Source organism: Natronorubrum amylolyticum, assembly GCF_052040145.1.
GTDB lineage: Archaea > Halobacteriota > Halobacteria > Halobacteriales > Natrialbaceae > Natronorubrum.
On the sequence record NZ_JBPPFW010000001.1, the window covers coordinates 925861 to 948595 of the forward strand.

General features: G+C 65.7%; 21 protein-coding genes and 1 pseudogene. 13 read left to right on the plus strand and 9 right to left on the minus strand.

Annotated elements, in window-relative coordinates; all coding sequences use genetic code 11:
- Positions 1–96: 96 nt before the first annotated feature.
- The 7 genes from dapA to ACSFDB_RS04695 all read left to right on the plus strand — a co-directional run bounded on the left by dapA (position 97) and on the right by ACSFDB_RS04695 (position 7472).
- Positions 97–1041, plus strand: coding sequence for a 4-hydroxy-tetrahydrodipicolinate synthase (dapA, locus tag ACSFDB_RS04665; RefSeq protein WP_440769850.1), 945 nt, complete (start codon positions 97–99; stop codon positions 1039–1041).
- Positions 1038–1805 (plus strand): 4-hydroxy-tetrahydrodipicolinate reductase, encoded by a 768-nt coding sequence (gene dapB / locus ACSFDB_RS04670; RefSeq protein ID WP_440769851.1) that lies wholly within the window; start codon positions 1038–1040, stop codon positions 1803–1805. The genes dapA and dapB overlap by 4 nt, the downstream gene beginning before the upstream one ends.
- The gene (locus tag ACSFDB_RS04675; RefSeq protein WP_440769852.1) at positions 1802–2638 is read left to right on the plus strand and encodes a 2,3,4,5-tetrahydropyridine-2,6-dicarboxylate N-succinyltransferase; all 837 of its coding nucleotides are present in this window, start codon (positions 1802–1804) and stop codon (positions 2636–2638) included. The genes dapB and ACSFDB_RS04675 overlap by 4 nt, the downstream gene beginning before the upstream one ends.
- 51 nt (positions 2639–2689) lie before the next feature.
- Positions 2690–4102, plus strand: coding sequence for a diaminopimelate decarboxylase (lysA, locus tag ACSFDB_RS04680; protein WP_440769853.1), 1413 nt, complete (start codon positions 2690–2692; stop codon positions 4100–4102).
- Positions 4103–4106: 4 nt separating this feature from the next.
- A complete protein-coding gene (dapF, locus tag ACSFDB_RS04685; protein WP_440769854.1) occupies positions 4107–4937 on the plus strand; it encodes a diaminopimelate epimerase in 831 nt (276 codons plus the stop codon).
- A 67-nt stretch (positions 4938–5004) separates the two neighbouring features.
- Positions 5005–6186 (plus strand): M20 family metallopeptidase, encoded by a 1182-nt coding sequence (locus tag ACSFDB_RS04690; protein ID WP_440769855.1) that lies wholly within the window; start codon positions 5005–5007, stop codon positions 6184–6186.
- A gap of 338 nt (positions 6187–6524) precedes the next feature.
- Positions 6525–7472, plus strand: a complete 948-nt coding sequence (locus ACSFDB_RS04695) for a DUF8173 domain-containing protein (RefSeq protein ID WP_440769856.1) — start codon at positions 6525–6527, stop codon at positions 7470–7472.
- Positions 7473–7514: 42 nt separating this feature from the next.
- Here the strand turns inward: ACSFDB_RS04695 and ACSFDB_RS04700 are convergent, their stop codons facing one another.
- Positions 7515–8288 carry a CPBP family intramembrane glutamic endopeptidase gene (locus tag ACSFDB_RS04700; protein WP_440769857.1) on the minus strand — a complete coding sequence of 258 codons (774 nt, stop codon included), beginning with the start codon at positions 8286–8288 and terminating at the stop codon, positions 7515–7517.
- A 156-nt stretch (positions 8289–8444) separates the two neighbouring features.
- On the opposite strand from ACSFDB_RS04700, the gene ACSFDB_RS04705 reads away from it, so the two are divergent.
- The gene (locus tag ACSFDB_RS04705; protein WP_440769858.1) at positions 8445–10100 is read left to right on the plus strand and encodes a long-chain fatty acid--CoA ligase; all 1656 of its coding nucleotides are present in this window, start codon (positions 8445–8447) and stop codon (positions 10098–10100) included.
- A 100-nt stretch (positions 10101–10200) separates the two neighbouring features.
- Here ACSFDB_RS04705 and ACSFDB_RS04710 read toward each other — a convergent pair whose 3' ends face one another.
- Both ACSFDB_RS04710 and purB read right to left on the minus strand, forming a co-directional pair.
- On the minus strand, positions 10201–11088 hold the full coding sequence (locus ACSFDB_RS04710) for a DMT family transporter (protein WP_440769859.1): 888 nt from the start codon (positions 11086–11088) through the stop codon (positions 10201–10203).
- A gap of 119 nt (positions 11089–11207) precedes the next feature.
- Positions 11208–12593: an adenylosuccinate lyase gene (gene purB, locus ACSFDB_RS04715; RefSeq protein WP_440769860.1), complete on the minus strand. Its 1386-nt coding sequence runs from the start codon at positions 12591–12593 to the stop codon at positions 11208–11210.
- 177 nt (positions 12594–12770) lie between these two features.
- Between purB and purH the strand changes: the two genes are divergently transcribed.
- A complete protein-coding gene (gene purH, locus ACSFDB_RS04720) occupies positions 12771–14408 on the plus strand; it encodes a bifunctional phosphoribosylaminoimidazolecarboxamide formyltransferase/IMP cyclohydrolase (protein WP_440769861.1) in 1638 nt (545 codons plus the stop codon).
- Between the two features lie 131 nt (positions 14409–14539).
- Complete coding sequence (locus ACSFDB_RS04725; RefSeq protein WP_440769862.1) at positions 14540–15277, plus strand: SIMPL domain-containing protein; 738 nt, start codon at positions 14540–14542, stop codon at positions 15275–15277.
- A 26-nt stretch (positions 15278–15303) separates the two neighbouring features.
- Here the strand turns inward: ACSFDB_RS04725 and ACSFDB_RS04730 are convergent, their stop codons facing one another.
- Positions 15304–15660 carry a hypothetical protein gene (locus tag ACSFDB_RS04730; RefSeq protein WP_440769863.1) on the minus strand — a complete coding sequence of 119 codons (357 nt, stop codon included), beginning with the start codon at positions 15658–15660 and terminating at the stop codon, positions 15304–15306.
- Between the two features lie 172 nt (positions 15661–15832).
- Here ACSFDB_RS04730 and ACSFDB_RS04735 point away from each other — a divergent pair, with 172 nt between their 5' ends.
- Together ACSFDB_RS04735 and ACSFDB_RS04740 are read left to right on the plus strand one after the other, a co-directional pair.
- Positions 15833–16657 carry a glycerophosphodiester phosphodiesterase gene (locus ACSFDB_RS04735; RefSeq protein ID WP_440769864.1) on the plus strand — a complete coding sequence of 275 codons (825 nt, stop codon included), beginning with the start codon at positions 15833–15835 and terminating at the stop codon, positions 16655–16657.
- Between the two features lie 9 nt (positions 16658–16666).
- A pseudogene (locus ACSFDB_RS04740) lies at positions 16667–16974 on the plus strand (ABC transporter substrate-binding protein); the annotation flags it as partial.
- Between the two features lie 27 nt (positions 16975–17001).
- Here ACSFDB_RS04740 and ACSFDB_RS04745 read toward each other — a convergent pair.
- Both ACSFDB_RS04745 and carA read right to left on the minus strand, forming a co-directional pair.
- Positions 17002–17535, minus strand: a complete 534-nt coding sequence (locus tag ACSFDB_RS04745) for a hypothetical protein (protein ID WP_440769865.1) — start codon at positions 17533–17535, stop codon at positions 17002–17004.
- Between the two features lie 93 nt (positions 17536–17628).
- Complete coding sequence (gene carA / locus ACSFDB_RS04750) at positions 17629–18705, minus strand: glutamine-hydrolyzing carbamoyl-phosphate synthase small subunit (protein ID WP_440769866.1); 1077 nt, start codon at positions 18703–18705, stop codon at positions 17629–17631.
- A 102-nt stretch (positions 18706–18807) separates the two neighbouring features.
- Here carA and ACSFDB_RS04755 point away from each other — a divergent pair, with 102 nt between their 5' ends.
- The gene (locus ACSFDB_RS04755) at positions 18808–19221 is read left to right on the plus strand and encodes an Lrp/AsnC family transcriptional regulator (RefSeq protein ID WP_090305247.1); all 414 of its coding nucleotides are present in this window, start codon (positions 18808–18810) and stop codon (positions 19219–19221) included.
- Between the two features lie 43 nt (positions 19222–19264).
- Here ACSFDB_RS04755 and ACSFDB_RS04760 read toward each other — a convergent pair whose 3' ends face one another.
- From ACSFDB_RS04760 to ACSFDB_RS04770, 3 genes are all read right to left on the minus strand, one after another.
- Positions 19265–20359: a GNAT family N-acetyltransferase gene (locus ACSFDB_RS04760; RefSeq protein ID WP_440769867.1), complete on the minus strand. Its 1095-nt coding sequence runs from the start codon at positions 20357–20359 to the stop codon at positions 19265–19267.
- A 229-nt stretch (positions 20360–20588) separates the two neighbouring features.
- Complete coding sequence (locus ACSFDB_RS04765; RefSeq protein WP_440769868.1) at positions 20589–21707, minus strand: GNAT family N-acetyltransferase; 1119 nt, start codon at positions 21705–21707, stop codon at positions 20589–20591.
- A 300-nt stretch (positions 21708–22007) separates the two neighbouring features.
- Complete coding sequence (locus tag ACSFDB_RS04770) at positions 22008–22715, minus strand: PHP-associated domain-containing protein (protein WP_440769869.1); 708 nt, start codon at positions 22713–22715, stop codon at positions 22008–22010.
- Positions 22716–22735 lie beyond the last annotated feature (20 nt).

Consider the following 22735-nt stretch of genomic DNA (forward strand, 5'->3'; position numbering starts at 1 on the left):
GCGGTCAGGTTGAGCGCAATTTCACGCCTGACTCACGACGCGCGAATCACCAATACCCAAGTACCCAGCAGCCGACTCAGATAGCAACACCCACCCATGACATCCGATATCGACTTCACCGGCGTCTTCCCGGCCATGTGTACGCCGTTCGACGAGGACGAACGCATCGACTTCGAAACGCTCCAGACCGACGCCCAGCGACTCGAGAGCGCGGGCGTCGACGGGCTCGTTCCCGTCGGTTCGACCGGCGAATCCGCGACGCTGACCCACGACGAACACGTCCGCGTCGTCGAGGCCGTCATCGAGGCCGTCGACGACGTCCCCGTCATCGCGGGCACGGGATCGAACAACACCCGCGAGGCGCTCGAACTCTCCGAGCGCGCCGCCGAGGCCGATGCGGACGGCCTGCTCCTGATCTCGCCGTACTACAACAAGCCCGAGCAGCGCGGACTCGTCGACCACTTCCGGACGATCGCCGACGCAGTCGATCTCCCGCAGATCGTCTACAACGTGCCCTCCCGTACGGGCCAGAACATCGAACCCGACACCGCGGTCGAACTCGCCAGCCACGAGAACATCGCGGGCTACAAGGCCGCAAGCGGCGACCTGGGCCAGATCGGCGAGATCGCCGAACGCACGATGGACGAGGACTTTGCCGTCCTCTCGGGCGACGACGCGCTCACCCTGCCGACGATCGCGGTCGGCGGCACCGGCACGATCAGCGTCGCCGGCAACATCGAACCCGAACTCACCTGCGCGATGGTCGGCGCCGCACTCGACGGCGACTACGCGCGCGCCCAGCAACTACACCACGAACTCGGCCCGCTGTTCCGCGAACTGTTCGTCGAGACCAACCCGATCCCCGTCAAGGAGGCCATGGAGATCCGCGGCTACGGACCCGCCCGGATGCGGCCGCCGCTGACCCGGCTCTCCGAGGAGTACCGCGACGATCTCGAGGCCGTCCTCGCGGACCTCGAGAACGAATCACCGGCGTCGGCCGACGACAGCAGCACGGAGCCGGCGGCGGAGGGTGATCGATGACGGTACGGGTCGGCGTCACTGGCGCGACGGGCCGAATGGGCCGAGAAGTGATCGCCGCCGCAGCGGACCACGCCGACTGCGAGGTCGTCTTCGCGGTCACCCGCGAGCCCGAGGGCGAGACGGTCGACGGTATCGAGATCGAATCCGCCGGCGAGTTCGACGCGCTGGTCGTCGAGCGCGAGCCCACCGTCGTGATCGACTTCACCGGTCCCGAGTCGGCGGTCGACTACGCCGAAACCTGCGCCGACGCCGGCGTCGCCTTCGTCACGGGAACCACCGGCTTCGATGACGGGCAACGCAAGGCGCTCGAGTCCGCGAGCGAGGAGGTCGCCGTCCTCCACGCGCCGAACTTCGCCCGCGGGGTGCAAGCCCTGCTGAACGTCGTCGGCGAAGCCGTGCAGAATCTGCCCGGCTACGACGTCGAACTCGTCGAGACCCACCACAACGCGAAACGCGACGCGCCGAGTGGCACCGCGAACCGGCTGCTCGAGGAGATCGAAGCAAACGGTAACTTCAGCGGACGCACGCACGGCCGCGAGGGCGAGGACCCGCGCGAAGAAAGCGAGATCGGCGTCCACGCGCTCCGCGCGGGCAACGTCACGGGCGAACACGAAGTGATCCTCGCGGGCAACCACGAGGAGGTTCGACTCACCCACCGCGCCGAGGACCGCGGGGTCTTCGCCGCGGGCGCGGTCGACGCGGCGGTCTGGATCGCTGGACAGAAGGCGGGCGACTACGACTTCGCGGACGTGATCAGCGAATGAGCACGCTCGAGACCGAAATCGACGAGCTGTGGGAGCGCAAACAGAACGACGACGTCAGCGTCGAGACCGCCGGCGAGGACGAGAAAGCGACGCTCGACGCCTTCCTCGATGCGCTCGAGGACGGCGAGATCCGCGCCGCGGAGAAACGCGGCGACGAGTGGACGGCCAACGAGTGGGTCAAGCAGGGCATCCTGCTCAACTTCGGCCTGCGCGAGACTGTCCCCCGCGAGTACGGCGGCGTCACGTACAACGACGTCCTCCCGCTCGCGGACTCGAGCGACTACGGCGACCGCGGCAGTCGCAACACGCCCGACGGCACCGTCGTCCGCAAGGGCGCTCACATCGGCTCGGACTGCATCCTGATGAGTCCGGCGTTCGTCAACATCGGCGCCCACGTCGGCGACGGCACGCTCGTCGACTCCTGTGACACGGTCGGCTCCTGCGCGCAGATCGGTACGAACGTCAAACTCGGCGCGAACACCCTCATCGGCGGCGTTCTCGAGCCGGTCGAGGACGCGCCGGTGATCGTCGAGGACAACGTCTCGCTCGGCGCGGGCTGTCGCGTCACGAGCGGCTTCGTCGTCGGCGAGAACAGCGTCGTCGGCGAGAACACGCTGCTGACGCCGCGCATTCCCGTCTACGACCTCGTCGAGGACGAAGTGCTGTACGGCGAACTGCCCGCCGACCGCCGCGCGTTCACCCGCTTCGTCGAGTCCTCGGTCAGCGAGCACGCGCTCTTCGACGGCGGCGCCTACAAGCCGGCCGTCGTCGCGACGGATCTGGAGACGGAGACGCTCGAGGCGACCGAGCGCGAGGACGCGCTTCGAGAGTAGCCGGACGCCGAACCCAAACGTTTGAATTCTCACGCTCACTTGAACTGAACAATGACTACGCCTGCAGCGTCCCCGGCCGTCCGCCGCCTCGACGACTGGGACGCCGTCGACCTGTCCGCGCTTCTCGACGACTACGGCTCGCCGCTGTACGTCCTCGATCTCGAGCGCGTCCGCGAGAACTGCCACCGAATCCAGTCCGCGTTTCCGGACGCGGAGATCCTCTACGCCGTGAAGGCGAACGCGCTGGGAGACGTCCTCGAGACCCTGCACACGGAGGGCGTCGGCCTCGAGTGCGCCTCCGCGGGCGAGGTCGAGCGCGCGCTGGCGGCAATCGAGTCGAGCACCGAGGGCGATAGCTCGGGCGCGGACGTCCACTACACGGCCGTCAACCCGCCCGCGCGGGACCTCGACTGGGTCGTCGACGCCTGGGAGGACCACCCCGAGCTGACGATCACCGTGGGGGCCGAGGACACCCTCGACCGACTCGAGGAGCGCGGCTACGACGGCCGCCTCTGTCTTCGCGTGAATCCCGGAATCGGCGCGGGCCACCACGAGAAGGTCCAGACCGGCGCCAACGCGAAGTTCGGCGTCCCGGCGGAACGCGCGGTCGACGTGCTCACCGACGCCGCAGAGCGCGGCTTCGACGTCGTCGGCATCCACGCCCACGTGGGATCGGGCGTCTCGAGCGACCAACTCGACGACCACCGGGAGTTCGTCTCGCGGATGGGCGATCTAGCGCGAGACGTGAGCGACGCGATCGCGGCCGTCGACGGCGACGGCCTCGAGTTCGTCGACGTCGGCGGCGGCTTCGGCGTTCCCTACCGCGAGGAGGAGGAGCCCCTCGATCTCGAGGCGGTCGCCGAGGCGACGCGCGAGGCGATCGGCGAGATCGACGCGACGCTAACGATCGAACCCGGCCGCTACTTCGTGGCCGACGCGGGCGTCCTCCTGACGGAAGTCAACACCGTCAAGGAGGCCCGCGACACGCTCGCCGTCGGCATCGACGCCGGGATGACGACCCTGCTCCGGCCCGCGATGTACGACGCCTACCACCCGATCCGAAATCTGACGGCGGACTCGAGCGGCACCGATGCGAACGACAGCCACACCAGCCGCGAGATGCGGCCACAGACCATCACCGGCCCGATCTGTGAGAGCGGGGACGTGTTCTGTACCGACCGACAACTCCCAGCGAGCGAGCGCGGCGACGTCCTCGCGATCGGCAACGCGGGGGCCTACGGCTACGAGATGGCCAATCAGTACAATTCTCGTCCCCGACCCGCTTCGGTCGTCCTCGAAGGCGACGAGGTCCGACTCGCACGCCGCCGCGAGACGGTCGACGATGTGACTCGGCTCGAGACCCGGCGCTCCGACCCGACAAACGAAGCCGGCGGCGCCGGATCAAACGGGAACGCTGATACCGACGCAGACCGAGAAGCAGATAACGGCCACGATACTCGATAGCACGATGACCATTCCATTTCAGAAGTACCACGGCACCGGCAACGACTTTCTAATTATCCACGCGGACGAGTACGTCCCCGATCGGGGGGCACTCGCCGCTCGCGAGTGCGATCGCGACGCCGGCGTCGGTGCCGACGGAATCCTCTATCTCGCCCTCGAAGAGAAGTTCAGGCCCCCACGCGTCGTGATGACGCTGGTCCAGCCCGACGGATCGACGGCTCCGATGTGCGGCAACGGCGCGCGCTGTGCCGCCGAGTGGGCCATGGATCGTACCGACACCGACAGCGTCATGATCGACACGCAGTCGGGCACCCTGCGCGCGGATCGGACCGACGGCGTGATCACCATCGAGATGGGAACGCCCACGTTCGACCCCGCCGACGTCCCAGTGCGGGCGGACGAACCGGTCTTCGAGGAGGAGATCGACGGCCTCGAGGTGACGATGGTCAACACCGGCGTCCCCCACGCCGTCGCGTTCGTCGACGACGTGGACGACGTCGACCTCGAGACGGTCGCACCGCCGGTGCGCCACGGCGACGCGTTCCCGAAGGGGACGAACGTCACGATCGCCAGCCCCGACGGTGACGGTGGCTTCGACCAGCGGACCTACGAACGCGGCGTCGAGGCCGAGACGGACTCCTGTGGCACCGGCGCGGTCGCCATCGCCGTCGTCGCCCGTCGTCTCGGACGCACGGATGCCGACCCGGTCGAGGTACGACCGCCGGGTGGCGACCTGCAGGTCAGCTTCAACGACCGCGGGAACGCGACGCTCACCGGCCCCGTCGAACACGAGTTCGACGGCGAAGTCACGCCCGAATCGCCGGCCGAACTGTGAGCGGGGAGAGGATGGGCGAGAGCAAGAGCGGGCGACGACCGGGAACGACTGGAAGCGGGGCCGAACGATGAGCGAGGATCGAGCACGGACGACGAACCGAGCGGCCGACGACCCGTTCGATCCCGTCGCCTTTCTGGAGACGGCCGTCCAGTTCCCCTCGCACGAGGACGTCGGTCCGATGCGGACGTTTCTCTGTGAGACGCTCGAGGAGCGAGGCGTCACCCCCCGGGTCGACGAGCACGGAAACGTGATCGCGACCCGCGGGCCGGCCGACGCCGACACCCACCTCGTGTTGAACACGCACATCGACACCGTCTCGCCGCACGTGCCGTTCGAACGCGACGCGACCGGCGTCGAGGGTCGCGGCGAAACGGAGACCGGCGACGTGATCAGAGGCCGCGGGTCCTGTGACGCGAAGGGGCCGCTCGCCGCGTTGCTGTCGGCGTTTTTCGCCGTCGATCCCGCGCACGCGACCGGCCGCGTCACGCTCGCGATCACGCCCGACGAGGAGGTGCTCTCGATCGGCGCGTACGAACTGGTGTCCGGCGCGGAGTCGCCGACGCGAGACGCCGACGCGGTGATCGTCGGCGAGCCGACGAATCTCGACGTCTGTACGGCCGCCAAAGGGCGATTTCAGGGGACGATTCACCTGACGGGCGCGAACGCCCACGCCGCCGAACCCGAGACGGGAGTCAACGCCGTCGCCGCGCTCGAGTCCACTCTCGCAACGATCCGAACGTTCGACGACCGGGACGATGCGCCGCCGGTGCACCCACAGCTCGGCGAGGCGACGCTCACGCCCACCGTCGTCGAGGGCGGCGCGGCCACGAATCAGGTGCCGGCCGACTGCGCGCTGACGGTCGACCGCCGGAGCGTGCCGCCCGAGACGGCCGACGGGTTCCACGCGGCGCTCACCGAGCAGTTGCAGGCCGCCGTCCCCGACGACGTGGGACTCGAGTTTCGCTTCACGGACCGGTCCACGCCGTTCCTCGAGGCCTGGGACACCGATCCCAACGAACGAATCGTCGAGGTCCTCGCGTCCGCTTCGGGCGGGGACGTCCGGCCTTTCGCCGCCGCGACCGAAGCCTCCTACTTCGCGGCGGACGCGCCGACGGTCGTCTTCGGCCCCGGCGTCCTCGCGGACGACGAGGGAGCCGTCGCGCACGCGCCGCGGGAGTACGTCCGGGTCGACGCGGTCCGCGAGGCGGCGCGAGCGCTCGAGGAAACGGTGCTGACGATCGTCGAGTGAGAGTCGGTCGCGTTCGCAGAGCGACGAGGACGCTTCGTTGTGAGAACAGCTACTTCGTCGCGAGCGGCTGCGTCGTCACCACTTGATCGAGATATAGAGGAGGGCGATCATGCCGAGAATTGCCACGACGAAGAGGGCGACGGTCGCGATTTCCGGGAAGAGATACTCGACTATCGCATCGCTCATACCGGCCGTTCGGAACAGTCGGCCAAAGCCGTGTTGATCTCGGCCCGTCGACGACTGTGCCCGAAGGCACCGGACCGGACTCGACGCGAACGGTTCTCGACCGATCCGACCGGACGATTTTTACCGACGCTGTCTAATGTAGACAGCAACACGTGTCCCCCGCCGTCGCCGCTGCCCTATCCTCCCTCGCGATCGTCGGGGGAGACTCGACGCTCGTCACGGCCCAGTCGATCGGCGGCGTCGATCTCCGCCGACCGCTCGGCGTCGCCGTCGGCTGGACGGTCCTCACGCTCGTCGTCGGCGGGATACTGCTGGCCGGATTTGCGTCACCGATTCGAGCGATTCGGGACGACGCCCTCGAGCGGCCGGACCTGACGTTCGCGACCGGCTTTCTCGTCTTCTTCTCGCCGCTCGTCGTCGCCTCGATACCGCTGTTCGTCCTCACCTACGTCGCCGACCACCCGGCGGTGCTCGGGGCCGGCGCGCTCGTCTCGCTGCCGGCGCTGATCGTCGCCGGTGGGTTGTTGGTCGTCGGCGGCACGATCGGTTCCGTCGTCATCGGCGATCGGATCGCCGGCAGTTTCGGGACCGAGGCGCCGTCGCTCGGGCGATCGCTCGCGGTCGGATCGGTCGTCCTCGGCTCGAGTCAACTCGTTCCCGTCGTCGGAACGCTGGTCGCGATCGTATTCGCGGCCGTCGGCACCGGCGCGTTCGCGCGACGACGGTTCGACCCCTGGAATGACGACGAGGAACGCAAGCGCGTCCGCGACGGACCGGCGCGACCGGACCGTCCGACCGTCCGCTCGACCGAACGGTGGGAGGGGGGCGACTCGGACGGAACTGCCGTCTGGCGCTCGACGGAAATCGAAGGCAACGGGACCGAGACCGAGCCGGAGACACCGTCTGGCGTGGTCGGACGGGTCGATGACGAGACGGAGGACTCGAACCGTCTCGCGCGACGGCGGACCGATGGTGCCCGCTCGTCGACGGCTGATGGGAAAGAGCAGTCAACCGATGAGTGGACCGTCGACGACTGGGCGTGGGAGATCGGTGCCGACCGCGGAGACGAAACCGAAGGCGCGTCGAAGTCCGATCGGTGACACGGCCCCAAATCGACGGTTCAGCGCACCGAGTCGGCGGTTTCAGACGTACTCGAGGAAGTTCACGAGGTAGACGACCGCGTTGAACAGGCCGTGGACCAGCGCGGGAACGACCAGATTGTCGGAGAGTTCGTAGAGGACCCCAAGATAGAGCCCGAGCGTCGTGACCGTCCCGAGGCTCACGAGGACCGCCCCGAGATCCTCGCCCAAATAGGCGGGGAAGTGGACGATTCCGAAGACGAACGACGCGAGGATCACGGCGACCACCGTGGGAAACGTCTCGCCGAGGCGCGACTGGATAACGCCCCGGTAGAGTAACTCTTCGCCGGGACCGGTGAGGAAGATCGCGATCGGAATCCCGAGCAACAGCAAGAGCGGGTACTCCCGGCCCCGCTCGATGCCGGAGTGGGTCGTCCCCTCCCCGCCCGTTCCGAACGGATCGAACAGCTCGATGACCAGCTGGTAGCCCATGGCGACGGTGAACGCACCGATTAGCCCGATTGCGATCCAGCTCAGGTCCCGGAGCGTGGGGGTGCGAAGCCGGAGGAACTCGAGGACGAACGCCGGGTCGAACCCCCGACGACGAACGATCAGATACGTCAGGGCGAGTCCGCCGGCGCCGACGACGTTGAACGCGACCGAGGATGCGAGCTGGTGGATCGTCGCATCGTCGTAGCCGAGCACGAGCAGCTGCACCTCGACCCCGACCGTCGCGGAGAGTCCGGTGAACCAGCCACCGATCGCGAGCGCGAGACAGAGGACGACGGCTCGGACGCTCGCCGGAACGGGGACTCGAAACCGCCGTCTCGTGGACACAGATGCCCGTAGTCACCAGCGATAAAAATAGGTACTGACCGTCGGCGAGTCGCGAGGAGGCGGGGTAGTCGACGATCCGCTCGTAAAATGCGCGTGGAAATGTCTGACACAGTATAAAAAGAATAATACCTCGTTTGCGTATCTCAACGAATGGACATGCCTGCTGGAACAGATCAGACCCTTCGACCGTTTCTGTGGCGTGCAGCCAACCTGTATTCCGACACGGAGATCGTCTCCCGAAACCACGACGGAATGCAGCGATACACCTACGGCGAGTACGAGGACCGAACGAGCCAGCTTGCGAACGCCCTCGACGAACACGGGATCGAGGAGGGCGACCGCGTCGGGACGTTCTGCTGGAACCACTCCCGACACTTCGAGACGTACTTCGCCGTCCCGTCGATCGGAGCCCAACTGCATACGATCAACCCACTGCTTCCTGACGCACACATCCAGTACATCGTCGACAACGCCGACGATCAGCTGATCTTCGTCGATCAGTCGCTCGCACCGAAACTCGCGAGCGCGGTCGCCGATGCCGACGGCGACGAGTTCGCGGACGTCGACTTCGTCGTCATGGGGAGCGAGGAGTCCGAACACCTCGAGACGACGCCGTACGAGTCGTTCATCGACGGCCAGGACACCGACTACGAGTGGCCCGACGTCGACGAGGAACAGCCGGCGGGAATGTGTTACACCTCGGGAACCACCGGGAACCCGAAGGGCGTCGAGTACACCCAGCAAATGCTCTGGAGCCACACGATGGCGACGCTGACGCCACAGGGGATTCCGATGGCCGACGACGACGTCGTGATGCCCGTCGTGCCGATGTTCCACGTCAACGCCTGGGGAATGCCGTTCTCGGCGACTGCGGGCGGCTCGAAACACGTCTATCCGGGCCCCTCGCCGGAGCCCGAAGACATCGCGAGCCTCATCGAGAACGAGGGCGTGACGATCAGCGCCGGCGTCCCCACCGTCTGGCTCGGCCTGATGGAGTACTGCTCGGAACACGACGTCGACCTCTCGACGCTCGAAACCGTGATCGTCGGCGGCTCGGCGGCGCCGAAATCGATGATCGAGTGGTTCGACGACCAGGGCGTCGAAGTACTCCACGCCTGGGGGATGACCGAGATGTCCCCGATCGGCTCGGTCTCCCACCTCAAATCCGATCTGCAGGACGCCGACTACGACACCCAACTCGAGAAACGCGGCAAGCAGGGGCTGATGGTCCCCGGCCTCGAGTTTAAAGTGATCGACGAGAACGACGACGAGATCGCCTGGGACGGCGAGGAGTTCGGCGAGCTGTGGGTTCGCGGGCCGTGGGTTACGAAGGAGTACTTCAAGCGACCCGAGGCCAACGAGGAGGACTTCGAGGACGGGTGGCTCAAAACCGGCGACGTCGTCACCGTCGACGAGGACGGCTACATCCAGATCGTCGACCGAGAGAAGGACGTGATCAAATCCGGCGGCGAGTGGATCTCGTCGGTCGAACTCGAGAACGCGATCATGGCCCACGACGATGTCGCCGAGGCGGCCGTCGTCGGCGTCCCCCACGAGCGCTGGCAGGAGCGACCGGTCGCGTTCGTCGTTCCCGACGACGGCGTCGACCGCGAGACGCTCGTCCCCGAGATCAACGAGATGCTCGCCGACGAGTACCCCAAGTGGTGGCTGCCGGACGAGGTCGAGTTCATCGAGGAGGTGCCGAAGACGGCGACGGGCAAGTTCTCGAAGAAGGACATCCGCGAGGAGTACGCGGATCAGTCCCTCGTCGAGGGACAGGTGCCGGAAGACGCCGCGCCGGATCGGAACTGACCGTCCCGCCGGACTATTTTTCGGTGACGATAGAACGGCCGGGCGCCGAGCGCCGGCCGAACCGTCGCTGAGGACCCCGAAGCGCGCTCGACGTGGCTCGTCACTCGCGCTCGAGGACGATCACGCCGGCGAGGATCAACGCGCCGCCGACGACGGTCGCGACGGTGACCGGTTCGGCGAACAGCGCAGCACCGAGGACGACCGTGACGGGTGGCTCGGCGGTGCTGACGATACTCGCTCGGCTGGCGCCGATGTACCGCAGGCCGGCGAAAAACGCCACGACTGGAACCGCGGTCGCGACGATAGCGATACTGAGCAGAATCGCCCACGCCGACGGCGCCGTCGGGATCGCGAGTTGGCCGGTGGCCGTCCCGATACCGACGAACGACGCGGCGGCGGCGGGCAACACGTACGCGGTCAACACCAGCGGATCGACCGTCTCGAGCACCGCCCGCGAGCCGGTGATGTAGCAGGCGTAGGCCAGCGCGGCGCCGAGGACGACGACCACGCCGACGAGCGACGCGCCCGCCGGGTTCGCGCCGGTGACGAGGACGATGCCGCCGAAGGCCAGACACAGCGCCACCAGCATGGCTCGGCTGATTCGCTCGCCGATCGTGAGGACCGCGAGAATCACGACGAACGCGGGATAGGTGTAGAGGACGATCGCGACCAGCCCGGCCGTCATGTACTCGAGCCCGAGGAAGTAGAGCCCGCTCTGTGCCGTGTAGCCGAGGCCGCCGAGCGCAAGCGCGATCGCCAGCGGTCGCCCGCGGAGGATCGTCGTCTCCCCTCGCCACGCGAGAAAGGCCCAGATCACCAGCCCGGCGAGCAGGAACCGAAAGACGAGCACCGTCGGAATTGACAGCCCCGCGCGCTGGGCGTAGATTCCGAAAATCCCGAGCGTCCCGAACCCGATCGCTGAGACGAGAATCAGCGCGATACCGAGGTGTTCGGGCTCGAGCGTTCGGTGAGAAAGATATTCAGACATACCAGATCGAGTCGCTGACTCGCAGTACCGCGTATCGGCTTACAAAAACTCCGGTACGCACATCTTGCGGGCCGTGGCGAGTCGGACCGCAAACGTGGCAGCTCGAGACCGCACGACGACTACTCGAGGTCGTCAACTAACTCGCTCGCGACGCCGGTGTAGCCCGCCGGCGTCAGCGAATGTAGTTCCTCGCGGACGTCTTCGTCGACCTCGAGGTCGTCGAACATCTCGCGGAAGTCCTCGAGCGTGACGTCCTTCCCGCGCGTGACGGCCTTGACGCGCTCGTAGGCGTCCTCCTGGCCCTCGCGGCGGAGGATCGTCTGGACGGCCTCGCCGATGATTTCGGGGGTGGACTCGAGTTCCTCGCGCATGACCTGCTCCGTGGGGACGACCTTCGAGAGCCCTGACGCGGTCTTGCCGTAGCCGATCAGACAGTGAGCGAAGGCGGCGCCGATGTTGCGCTTGACGGTCGAATCGGAGAGGTCTCGCTGGAGCCTCGAGGTGGTGATGTAGTCGGCGAGGAAGGTGAGATCCGAGTTGGCCTTCGAGAGGTTCCCCTCGCTGTTCTCGAAGTCGATCGGGTTGACCTTGTGGGGCATCGTCGAGGAGCCGGTTTCGCCCTCGACGGCCTCCTGGCCGAGATACCGGTCGGAGACGTAGAGCCACATATCGAGATCGAGGTCCAGCAGGACCTCGTTCGCCCCGCGGAAGGCGTCGAAGACGCTCGCGAGGTCGTCACAGGGGTTGACCTGGGTGGTCAGCGGTTCGAAGCCGAGGCCCAGCTCGGTGACGAACGCCTCCGCGAACGCCGGCCAGTCGACGTCGGGGTAGGCCGCGTGGTGGGCCGCGTACGTTCCCGACGCGCCGCCGAGTTTGCCCCGAAGTTCGTCGGTCGCGTGCCGAATGCGGCCCGTTGCGCGACCGAGACGGGCCGCGTAGACGGCCATCTCCTTGCCGAACGTCGTCGGCGTCGCGGGCTGGCCGTGGGTCCGGGCGAGCATCGGGAGGTCGCGATAGTCGCGAGCCATCTCGGCGAGCGTCTCGCGGACCTCGTACAGCTCCGGCAGGAGCACCTCGTCGACGGCGTCGCGGACGAGCAGCCGGTGGGCGAGGTTGTTCACGTCTTCGCTGGTCAGCCCGAAGTGGATCCAGGCCGAGGCGTCGCTGCCCTCGGGCAGCCGGTGGCGAACGAAGTACTCGACGGCCTTGACGTCGTGGTTGGTCGCCTCGAACTCGGCGTAGCCCTCCGTCTCGAGGGTCTTGATCAGTCGCGCGTCCTCCTCGGCGAAGTGTTGATAGAGGCCGCGAAGCGCCTCGCGCTCGTCGGCGTCGATCTCGAGCGGCGTCGCCTCGAGATCGGCCAGCGCGAGCAGGTATTCGACTTCGACGCGGACGCGAGCCCGCATGAGCGCGGCCTCGCTGGCGTAGGGCGACAGCGGCGCGGTCCGGCTGCCGTAGCGGCCGTCCAGCGGCGAGACGGCGTACAAAGCGTTCGTGTCGGTCATTGGACGAGCCTTCCCGCACGCGGTCCAAAAGCGTGTCGAAACGCGGCCCCTTCGGGGCCACGAGTATGCATATCTCGGAGAGACCGTACGGAAATACTGCCGTTATAATACACGACTATGCATATTTCGGTGGCCGAGACCGCAACCACTTTGCCCCTCGCGGGCGCGGGTTCGACCATGACGCGAATCGCCGGGATGGCCGGCAACCGAGGGCGTAACCTGTTGAACATCGCCGACCGCGCGCCGGGCGCGGCCGAACTCGCGGTCGTACTGACGAACAACGCCGACGCGCCGGTGCTCGAGGCCGCCGCCGAGCGCGGGATTCCGACGGAGGTCGTCCCGCTCGAGGACGGAATGAGTCGAGCGGACCACGAGGAAGCGGTGCTCGAGGCCCTCTCGGGCTACGAGTTCGATCTCGTCTGTCTGGACGGCTACATGCGCATCCTCTCGGATACCTTCCTCAACGAAGCGCCGACGACGCTGAACGTCCACCCTTCCCTGCTGCCCGCGTTCCCGGGAATGGACGCCTGGGGCGACGCGCTCGAGGCGAACGTCTCGGTCACGGGCTGTACGGTCCACGTCGTCACCGACGCGACGGACGAGGATGGCGAAGTCGTCGGCGAGGAGGTCGACGGCGGTCCGATCGTCACTCAGGAGCCGATCCCGGTCTACGCGGGCGACGACGAGGAAAGCCTCAAAGAGCGCGTCCTCTACGAGGGCGAGTTCCGCGCGTACCCGCGTGCGGTGAAGTGGTTCGCCGAGGGAGCCGTGGATGTTGACCTCGAGACGGGCGAGGTTTCGGTTGAGAGCGACGTCGCCAGTACCGATGCAGACGACCATAACGGACTGCCGGGCCGACGACTCGTCTCCGACGACCGGGCCGACACCCTCCGCTACGGGGAGAACCCCCACCAGGACGCTGCCGTCTACGTCGACTACACCGCGGACGAGGCCAGCGTCGTCCACGCCGACCAGTTGAACGAGGGCGCGAAGGCGCTGTCCTACAACAACTATAACGACGCCGACGGCGCGCTGAATCTCATCAAGGAGTTCGACGAACCCGCCGCCGCGGTGATCAAACACACCAACCCGGCGGGCTGTGCAACCGCAGACGACCTGACCGAGGCCTACGAGAAGGCCCTCTCGACGGACCCGATGAGCGCCTTTGGCGGCATCGTCGCCCTGAACCGGGAGTGTGACGCCGAGACCGCCGAGCAGATCATCGACTCGTTCAAGGAGGTCGTCGTCGCGCCCGGCTACACCGACGACGCCCTCGAGGTACTCTTCGAAAAAGACAACCTCCGTGTGCTCGATGTCGGCGAGTTAGGTGAACGAACGGAGCGCTTCACCGAGAAGCCACTCGTCGGCGGCCGGCTCGTTCAGGAACGCGACCTGCAGTCGATCTCGGTTGACGACCTCGAGATCGTCACCGAACGCGAGCCGAGCGACGAGGAACTCGAGTCGATGGTGTTCGCCTGGCAGACGCTCAAACACGTCAAATCGAACGGGATCCTCTTCACGAAGGGGACCGAGACGGTCGGCGTCGGCATGGGACAGGTCTCCCGCGTCGACGCGGTTCGACTCGCGGCGATGAAAGCCGACGAGCACGCGGAGGGGAAAGATGCCGAGGGCGCGGTCATGGCCTCGGACGCCTTCTTCCCGTTCCCGGACGGCATCGAGGAGGCCGCGAAAGCGGGTATCGAGGCGGTCGTCCAGCCCGGCGGCTCGGTCAACGACGACGACGTAATCGAGGCGGCGGACGAACACGGGATTGCGATGGCGTTTACCGGACAGCGGTCTTTCAGACACGATTGAGCGGTGGCGAGATCGCATCTGAAACTCGAAAGGCGAACGAAGCGAGTCTTTCGTTGGTTTCGGCACGACTGAGTGAAAGGCGCGTTTGAGCTAGACGAGGTGTTTTTTCGCTGCCACGTGTGCGGACGGATATGGATCGACGACAGTTCCTCGCGGCGTCGAGTATCGGCGTGGCGGCGGCGATGGCCGGCTGTACCGGCAGTGCCCTCAGCAGCGACGAGGGCGGCGAAACGACCGGCGAGACGACCGAAAACGAAATCACCGTCAGTGCCGACGGCGAGGTCGAGGCGGAGCCGGACCAAGCGACGGTCAGCGTCGGGATCGAAGCGAGCGGCGACACGGCCGACGAGGTCCGGGACGAACTCGCCTCGAGATCCGATCCGCTTCGGGAGGCGTTCGACGACCTCGGACTCCCCGACGAGAACGTCGAGGAAGGGCGGTTTCGAATCCATCCCGAGCGGGACGGCGACGGGTTCGAAGGATCGCGGTCGTTCCACCTCACGATCGACGACGTAGAGGAGGCCGGCGTCGTAATCGACGAGTCGATCGACGCCGGTGCGGACGACATCGGTCGGGTGAACTTCGCCCTGCGGGAGGAAACGCGCGAAGAACTCCGCAACGACGCACTCGACGAAGCGCTCGCGAACGCAGATAGCGAGGCCGAACACGTCGCGGCCAACCGGGGCGTCGAGATCACCGGAACGAACTCCGTGACGACGAGCGACGTCAGCTACGGGACGACCCGGTACGCGGCGGACGACGTCGCGGAGACCGACGACGCCGCCCCGCCGGAGACGGAGTTCGACGCCGACCCCGTCAGCGTGAGCGCGTCGGTGACGGTGACGTACGGGTTTGAGGATGCGGCGTAGGGCGTAGCGACGGCCCGCTCCTGCGTTCACCGGCTGGCGTCGTACTGCCGGTGGACCAGACGCACGCCTCGAACGAGTACGTAACTGAGACAGTAGTAAAATCCCAGGAGCGTGACGACGATCAGCGTCTGTTCGAGTCCCGGAATCGAGAACAGCACCTCGAGTCCGAACGGCTCGAACAGGACCGACCTGATCCCGGAGACGGGAGCGTAGACGAGCAGCCAGAACAGGATCTCGAGTTCGGAGAGAATCGCGTCCGGGATCGGGATCGGTTGTCGAAACGAGAAGACGGCGAGTGCGGTGGGAACGGCTGCGAGGACCAGAAAAATTGTTGCTACGGGGTGGGTGGACGACCAGTCCCGGAGACGTTCGCGTCGGCTCACGAGAGAAGATAGGATTTCTGACAGCGAAATGATTTCGATTCGGTGAACCGTCGGACTCACGGCGTGCGTTCGGGACCACCCTGTGGTTCGATCGGTCGACGACAGTCAGTTTCGTTCCGACACACCAGTTCGGAGTAGAAAATTCATATAGCTTCGCCAACGAGTAGTAGGCATGCCTTCGCCCTCCCACCCGACCCTCTCCCGGAGACGTCTGCTCGCGGGAGCGGGAGCCGGTCTCTCGGCGCTGGCTGTGTGGGGTCTCTCGCCGCTCGTCACGAGCGGATCGCTCCCGGACGAACCGCCAGAGATCGTCGGCCATCGCGGTGCGGAGGGACTCGGGCCGCCGAACACGATGGCCGCGATCCAGCGCGCGCTCGAGGTCGGCGTCGACGGGATCGAACTCGACGTTCGCCGGACCAGCGACGGCAAACTCCTCCTCTTTCACGACCCCGTTCTGGACTGGGACTCGGACGGACACGGCTGGATTCGGAACACGCCGTGGGCGGACGTTCGGGGAGCGGAGATCGACGGCGAACCGCTTATCAGGCTCGAGCCGGCGCTCGAGCGACTCGCCGAGACGGACGTCTCGATCTACCTCGAGGTGAAGGAGACGGGAGACACCGACGCGATCCTCGAGACGGTCGACGACTACGGACTGCTCGATCGAACGACGATCATCGGCTTCGACGCGGCCGCGCTCGAACCGGCGCGGAGTCGCGGCGTCTCGACGGGACTGGTCGGTTCGACGCCGACGTCACAGTTGGCGACCGCGGCCGCCGAATGCGGCGCCGACGTCGCGTTTTGTCACTACGCGCCGCACCTCGCGTCGACGTTCGTCGACGAGGTTCGCGCCGACGGTCGCACTACGGGCATCTGGAAGCTGGTCGATACGGAGGGAACCGTCCGCGACGCCTTAGAGGTCGGCCCGGACGTGCTGGTGACGAACCGCCCCGACTACGCGCTCGAGATACTGGGCTCCACCGAGCGAGACGAGTAGCGGGCGACCGCCCTTGGCGACTACGACTGGTCGGACGACTGGGGCGTCCTGGACTACGAGGCGATGGCCGGGGCCGATCCCGATACTGTTCTGCGCCGCTGGGGGATCACCCCGAAATACGACATCGAGTCCGTGCGCGACCGACTCGAGGCCACCCCATCGAGAGCGATCTGACCGTGGTCGAGAACGACCGTGTCGTCGCCGGCGGAATGCGCTATCAGGGGCCGCTGATGAACCTGTTCCAACTCGAAATACCGGCCGACGAGCGGCTGTTCGACCGGTGGCGCGTCGCCGACATCGTCACCGAATCCTCCTGAATCGGCTGGCACCTCAGGCGGACCGAACTACTCGTACTCTTCGGCGACGAACGCGTCGTAGAACGCAGCGGAGAGATGGCGACGTTCCCACTCACGCCGGCGTTCCTCGGCGATGCTGGTCGACCAGACGGTCAACACGGCGAGAAACGCGGCAACGCCCGGGAGCACGACGAGCAGCGTCGTGGCCAGGGGCTCGATGAGGACCAATCCGACGAACCGCGAGACGAGTCCGCTCACGTCGGGACCGAACAGGGCCCAGCGAGCGACGAACGGCGCGACGACGACGATCGCGATCGGATAGACGAGATTCAGGACCGGGCCGCCGTAGCCGCGCACGAACGCGAGCCCGAAGTACGTCCAGACGGCGACCGCCGCGACGGCGCCGCCGACGCGCTGTTCGGTAATGCTCGATTCGGTCGCCAGCGCCTCGAGACTGCCGAAAACGGCCGCGACGGTTCCGAAGTAGACGACGAGGCAGAGCGCCAGCCCGCCGACCACCGTCAACGCGTGCTGGACACGGCTCTGGGTGGCGAAACTCGAGAGGGCGAGCGGACGCTCCATCGTCCGATTCGACGAGCGAGGGGCTGTTGAAGCTTGTGAGTCGTCTCGAGAACGGGGGAGTGGAAAACGGAATACGAACTTCGAAAGCGCTGATCAGTCGTCGGCGGGGACGGCTGCCGTCGATCGCGCGTCGGCCATCGCGAGGACGTCGTCGAAGAAGTCGAGGGTGTCCTCCGGGCCGGGGTTGGCTTCGGGGTGGTACTGACGGGTGATGACGTCGTACTCGATGCCGTCGATCCCCTCCGGCGTGTCGTCGTTGACGTTGACCTGGGTGACCTCGAGGTGCTCGCCGGGGTCGGCGACGGTGTAGCCGTGGTTCTGGGTCGTCATGACGACCTGGCCGGACTCAAGGTCGAGGACCGGCTGGTTGACGCCGCGGTGACCGAAGGTCATCTTCTCGGTGGTGCCGCCGAGGGCTTCGGCGACGATCTGCTGGCCGAGACAGATGCCGGCGACCGGCGTGTCCTCGACGAACGTCTCGACGAGCGAGATCGCGTTCTCGTAGTTCGCGGGGTCGCCGGGACCGTTCGAGATGAACAGGATGTCGGGGTCGACGGCTTCGACGTCCGCAACGCTCGCGTCGTGTGGCAGGACGTGGACCGTCGCGTCGCGGGCGACCAGCGAGTCGACGATCGACCCCTTCGCGCCACAGTCGACCAGCGCGACGGTTTCGCCGTCGTTGTCCGCGCCGTGGACTTCGGCTTCGTCGACGCTGACCTGCGCGCCGATCTCGGTGTGCTCGCTCATGCCCTTGCACTGTTCGAGTTCCGCCAGCGCGTCTTCCTCGGTGACGTCGTCACCGACGGCGATCCCGCACTTCATGGCGCCGCCGTCTCGAATGTCAGTGACGACTTCGCGGGTGTCGAGGTGGTCGACTGCGGGGACGCCCTCGCTTGCGAGCCACTCGGCGACGTCTTCGGTGAGTTCCTTCGCGAGGACGGCGCGTGGGTGGATGCGATCGGACTCGAACCGCTCTTCTCGGACGCCGTAGTTTCCGATCAGCGGGTACGAGAAGGTCAGGATCTGTTCCTCGTAGGACGGATCCGTAAGACTTTCCTCGTATCCGGTGTACGCCGTCGTGAAAACGAGTTCGCCACGAGCCGTTCCCGGAGCGCGACCACGTCCCTCGATCACGTGGCCACCCTCCAGTGCAACGTAGGCAGCTGTCATTACGATCTACGTATTGGAGCGACCGTCATAAGTGTTGTCTTCGAAGCTGAGTTACGAAATTCGTAATCGGTAAGTGCAGGTCGCGCGTAGTCACAGATCTCCATGGACGACCTTGACCGCCAGATCCTCGATATGCTCCGGCGAGACGCCCGAACACCGTACACGGAGATCGCCGACGAGGTCGGGACGAGCGAGGGGACCGTCCGCAACCGCGTCGAACGGATGATGGACGACGAGGTTATCGAACGATTCACTATTTCGACCCGGACGGGCAACGTCAAGGCGATGCTCGAGGTCGGCGTCGCCGTCGACGTCGATACCAAGGCCGTCTCTGAGCGGATCGCCGAGTGGGAAGAAGTCGACTTCGTCTGGATGGTCTCGGGCGAACAGGACATCGTCCTCGTGGTCGACGCCGCGGACACGCGCGGCGTGAACGACCTCATCACGAAAGCCCGCGATCAGGAAGAGGTCGTGAGCACGAAAACGCGACTGATTCTCGACGAGGAACTCGGCTAGATCCGAACGCACGGCTCTTGGACTCGTCGAAACGCGACTCAAATCAGTTCCCGTACCGCCAGTAGAGCGACCGTCCCCGCTTGACGAGCGGCCAGACGGGGCTGATTCCCCGTTCCCAGTAGAGGTTCGGGACGAGCCGGCCGCCGAACTGCTCTTTGAACGTGAACCCCCCGTCCTCGAAGTCCGCGCCCCCGCCGCCGAAGTCGTAGTACTCGTAGCCCTCGTCGATCGCCCGCCGGAAGAGGTAGTCGTAGACGAGTTCGGAGGCATGATACTCGAAGTACTCGGAGGGAACGGCGGCAAAGAACCCGTGAAGGATACCTCGTTCGTCGTTTCGAAGGGCGAGAAAGCCACCGGCGTACTCCCCTTCGACGGAGAGTGAAACGAGGAGCAACCGTTCGTCCATTGCTCGCAGTCGGTCGAAGAACGCGAACGGATAGACCGTCCCGTCGATGCTCTCCATCCGCGTTCGGTACGCCTCGTAAAATGTGGTCAGATTCTCCCGGGAGGGCTCGACGTCGTCGATCTCGTGGTCGGTATCTCGACCTCGTCGAACGGCTCGGCGTTTGGAGCTATCCATTCCGTCGAAGACCGCGTCGTACCCGCTGGCGAGATTCAACAGAAATCGACCGTCGACGCGGCTCGAGTCGTAGCCCTCGGCGTCGAGGTGGTCGTCGTACCGGTGGAAGTTCGTGTTCGACGCGCGAATCTCGTGAACGATCGTTCGGTGATCACACAGTCGCGGTATCGCGTCGGAGACGTGCGAGAGCGACTCGGGGACGTCGTCCGTCAACAACGGGCCACCGAACCCCGGGTAGATCGACGTCAGTCGATCGAACGGCGTTTTCGGAATCGGGACGACGAAGTTTGGAAACAGTCCCACCAGATCGGCACGGTTCTCGACCACGAGATGTCTGGCCGGGTACTCGAGCCCTCGTTCGATCGCCTCGAGCCACTCGTATCGGTGAAAGACGGTGCCGAGCGGGGATCGGTCGACGGCCTCGTTCCACCGCGTGCGGTCGAACGCCTGGATCGTATCGACGGCGGTTACCTCGAGGTCGGATTCGGGCCCGGCCATCGTCCGAGCGTACCCGACGTCCCGACTCGACCCGACGTTCGAAGTGGCGTACTGGGACATTTGTACTCTGGCACTAGGAACTCGGGCTACCAGTTAAGCCATTTTACTATCAGAAAGTACGTTCACATAACTAAATAGCAAGTGAGGAGAAATAGTCGGCGACTGCCAGGCTTTCCGCTCGGTTGTGGGCTCGATACCCACCGACCGTCGTCCGAACGGTCACGACGATTTCACCGGCGTCCGGGCAGTTCTGACGGGCACGCCGCTGTCGTTGTTAGACCGGATCGGGTCAGGCCGACTCGGTCTCGCGATTGTACCGATTGTACAGCGTCCGGCCGGTCTCGACCAGTTTCCAGGTCGGTCCGGTGCCACGCTCCCAGTAGATGTTGGGGAGCAGTTGTCCGCCGAACTCCTCTTTGAACGAGAAGCCGCCGTCCTCGAAGTCCGCGCCCCCACCCCCGAAGTCGTAGGTCTCGTAGCCCTCGTCGATGGCCCACTGGAACAGGTAGTCGTAGAGCCGTTCCGACGCGTGATACTCGAAGTACTCGGAGGGAACGGCGGCGAAAAAGCCGTGAACGGTGTTCTGCTCGTCGTTGAGCAGTTCCATGAACCCGCCGGCGTACTCGCCCTCGATGTAGAGTTCCAGCAGGAGGATACGGTCTTCCATGTTCGCTAACTGCTCGAAGAACTCGAACGGGTAGACCGTGCCGCCGACGCTCTCCATGTGCCGTTCGTACTTCTCGTGGAAGCGCTTCAGCGTCGACTGCGTGAGCTCCGCTTCGACGATCTCGTGGTCGGTCTCGCGGCCGCGCCGGATGGCCCGACGTTTCGAACTGTCCATCTCCTCGAAGATGTCGTCGTACCCTTTCTCGAGGTTCATCACGAACCGACCGCCGACGCGACTGGAGTCGTACCCCTCGGCCTCCATGAAGTCGTTGTACCGGAGGAAGTTCGTATTCGAGGCCCGAATCTCGTGGACGATCGTTCGATTGTCGCAGAGTTCGGGCACCACCTCGAGAATCTTCGACAGCGATTCCGAGACCTCAGTCGTCAGGAGTGGCCCGCCGAATCCGGGATAGATCGACGTCAGCTTGTAGAACGGCGTCTTCGGAATCTCGACGACGAAGTTCGGGAACACCCCGATCGGATTCGTGTCTTTCTCTACGACGATGTGTCTGGCCGGATACTCGAGACCCGTTTCGATCGCCTCGATCCACTCGTAGCGATGAAAGACCGTGCCGAGCTCGGCGCGTTCGACGACGTCGTTCCATCGGTCGCGGTCCATCACTCGAACCGTGTCGATGACGTTTACAGTAAGGCCCGATTGGTCGTCCGACATCGTCTGGACGGTCCCCGTGGTAGTTTCGTCGCGGTTCGATTCCGTACGATCTGTGAGTTGCTGGGCCATCTGTCGTTTAGACGCCCGTTCAGGAGCTGGTTAAGTTATTTTAGCCTACAGGCATACATTATGGAACGTGAGCGTCTGTATTCCGCCCGTAATTAGGCCGTGTAAACCGCGATCGTAGACTCCGTTAGTGACATATTTCGTCTGCAGGCGAAAGAGTTTTATTCGTCTGGGAGACTCTCGACGACGACCGAGACGATAACGGCACACACCGCATCCACATCGCCGCCGTACGGCTCTTCCGTGCAGATCGACGTGAAATAACACGGTGGTACTATTTCACTAGTCAGAACGCACACCAGTTCACGGATCGGTGAGTCGGTCGATAGCGGCCGCCGATTTCGCCAGTACCCCGTTCGGGTGTTTTCGCCTGTGAACCCCCCGATAGCCGCGCCGAAGCAGTTCGTCGACCGCACCATCGGCGACGCGCGGTTCGACGCGTCCGTCACGAATGGCGTCGACGACCGATTCGGGGGTGAGGGCGTCCGCGTCGACCAGCGTGTAAGCCCGGCCTACTTCGAACGGAAAGTGGGCGTCACTGCCCGCGACAACCGGTAGCTCTCGCGTCGTGGCGATCGCTTCGACGAGCGGACGCGTCCGCGGATGCTTGCCGTTGATCTCGATCGCATCGAACGGGACGCCCGCGAAGCGATCGCTCAGGACGTCGCTTCCCCGATAGGGGTGGGCGACGATCGCCGCACAGCCGCGTTCGTGTGCCATTTCGACGACTTCGGCCGGCGTGTACTCGAGTGGAACCGTCTCGGTCGGCGGATCGGGACCGACGACGAGGACGTGCCCGTGGGTCGTCGACACCTCGATACCGGGAATCAGCGTCACGTCGTCCGACGAAAACGGCGTGTAGTAGTCGTGGTTCGTCGTCGCGACGCCGTCGAGCCCTCGCCGTCGGCCGGCGCGAGCGAGGACTCGAACGCCGACGGGATCGAACCGGTCGCCGAGTCGACGCCGCCCGTGAAAGAATCGCGTGTGCGCGTGGAGGTCGACGGCGAACATATCTAGCGAAACGAGAACGG

Bases quoted from the DNA above. Each gene is read 5' to 3' on its own strand.
- ACSFDB_RS04745 (WP_440769865.1), bottom strand. From the start codon at position 17,535: ATGGAGCGTCCGCTCGCCCTCTCGAGTTTCGCCACCCAGAGCCGTGTC.
- ACSFDB_RS04690 (WP_440769855.1), top strand. From the start codon at position 5,005: ATGAGCGAGGATCGAGCACGGACGACGAACCGAGCGGCCGACGACCCG.
- carA (WP_440769866.1), bottom strand. From the start codon at position 18,705: ATGACAGCTGCCTACGTTGCACTGGAGGGTGGCCACGTGATCGAGGGA.
- dapA (WP_440769850.1), top strand. From the start codon at position 97: ATGACATCCGATATCGACTTCACCGGCGTCTTCCCGGCCATGTGTACG.
- ACSFDB_RS04770 (WP_440769869.1), bottom strand. From the start codon at position 22,715: ATGTTCGCCGTCGACCTCCACGCGCACACGCGATTCTTTCACGGGCGG.
- purB (WP_440769860.1), bottom strand. From the start codon at position 12,593: ATGACCGACACGAACGCTTTGTACGCCGTCTCGCCGCTGGACGGCCGC.
- ACSFDB_RS04710 (WP_440769859.1), bottom strand. From the start codon at position 11,088: ATGTCTGAATATCTTTCTCACCGAACGCTCGAGCCCGAACACCTCGGT.
- ACSFDB_RS04735 (WP_440769864.1), top strand. From the start codon at position 15,833: ATGCCTTCGCCCTCCCACCCGACCCTCTCCCGGAGACGTCTGCTCGCG.
- ACSFDB_RS04765 (WP_440769868.1), bottom strand. From the start codon at position 21,707: ATGGCCCAGCAACTCACAGATCGTACGGAATCGAACCGCGACGAAACT.
- dapF (WP_440769854.1), top strand. From the start codon at position 4,107: ATGACCATTCCATTTCAGAAGTACCACGGCACCGGCAACGACTTTCTA.
- ACSFDB_RS04675 (WP_440769852.1), top strand. From the start codon at position 1,802: ATGAGCACGCTCGAGACCGAAATCGACGAGCTGTGGGAGCGCAAACAG.
- ACSFDB_RS04755 (WP_090305247.1), top strand. From the start codon at position 18,808: ATGGACGACCTTGACCGCCAGATCCTCGATATGCTCCGGCGAGACGCC.
- dapB (WP_440769851.1), top strand. From the start codon at position 1,038: ATGACGGTACGGGTCGGCGTCACTGGCGCGACGGGCCGAATGGGCCGA.
- ACSFDB_RS04705 (WP_440769858.1), top strand. From the start codon at position 8,445: ATGCCTGCTGGAACAGATCAGACCCTTCGACCGTTTCTGTGGCGTGCA.
- lysA (WP_440769853.1), top strand. From the start codon at position 2,690: ATGACTACGCCTGCAGCGTCCCCGGCCGTCCGCCGCCTCGACGACTGG.
- ACSFDB_RS04725 (WP_440769862.1), top strand. From the start codon at position 14,540: ATGGATCGACGACAGTTCCTCGCGGCGTCGAGTATCGGCGTGGCGGCG.
- purH (WP_440769861.1), top strand. From the start codon at position 12,771: ATGACGCGAATCGCCGGGATGGCCGGCAACCGAGGGCGTAACCTGTTG.
- ACSFDB_RS04760 (WP_440769867.1), bottom strand. From the start codon at position 20,359: ATGTCCCAGTACGCCACTTCGAACGTCGGGTCGAGTCGGGACGTCGGG.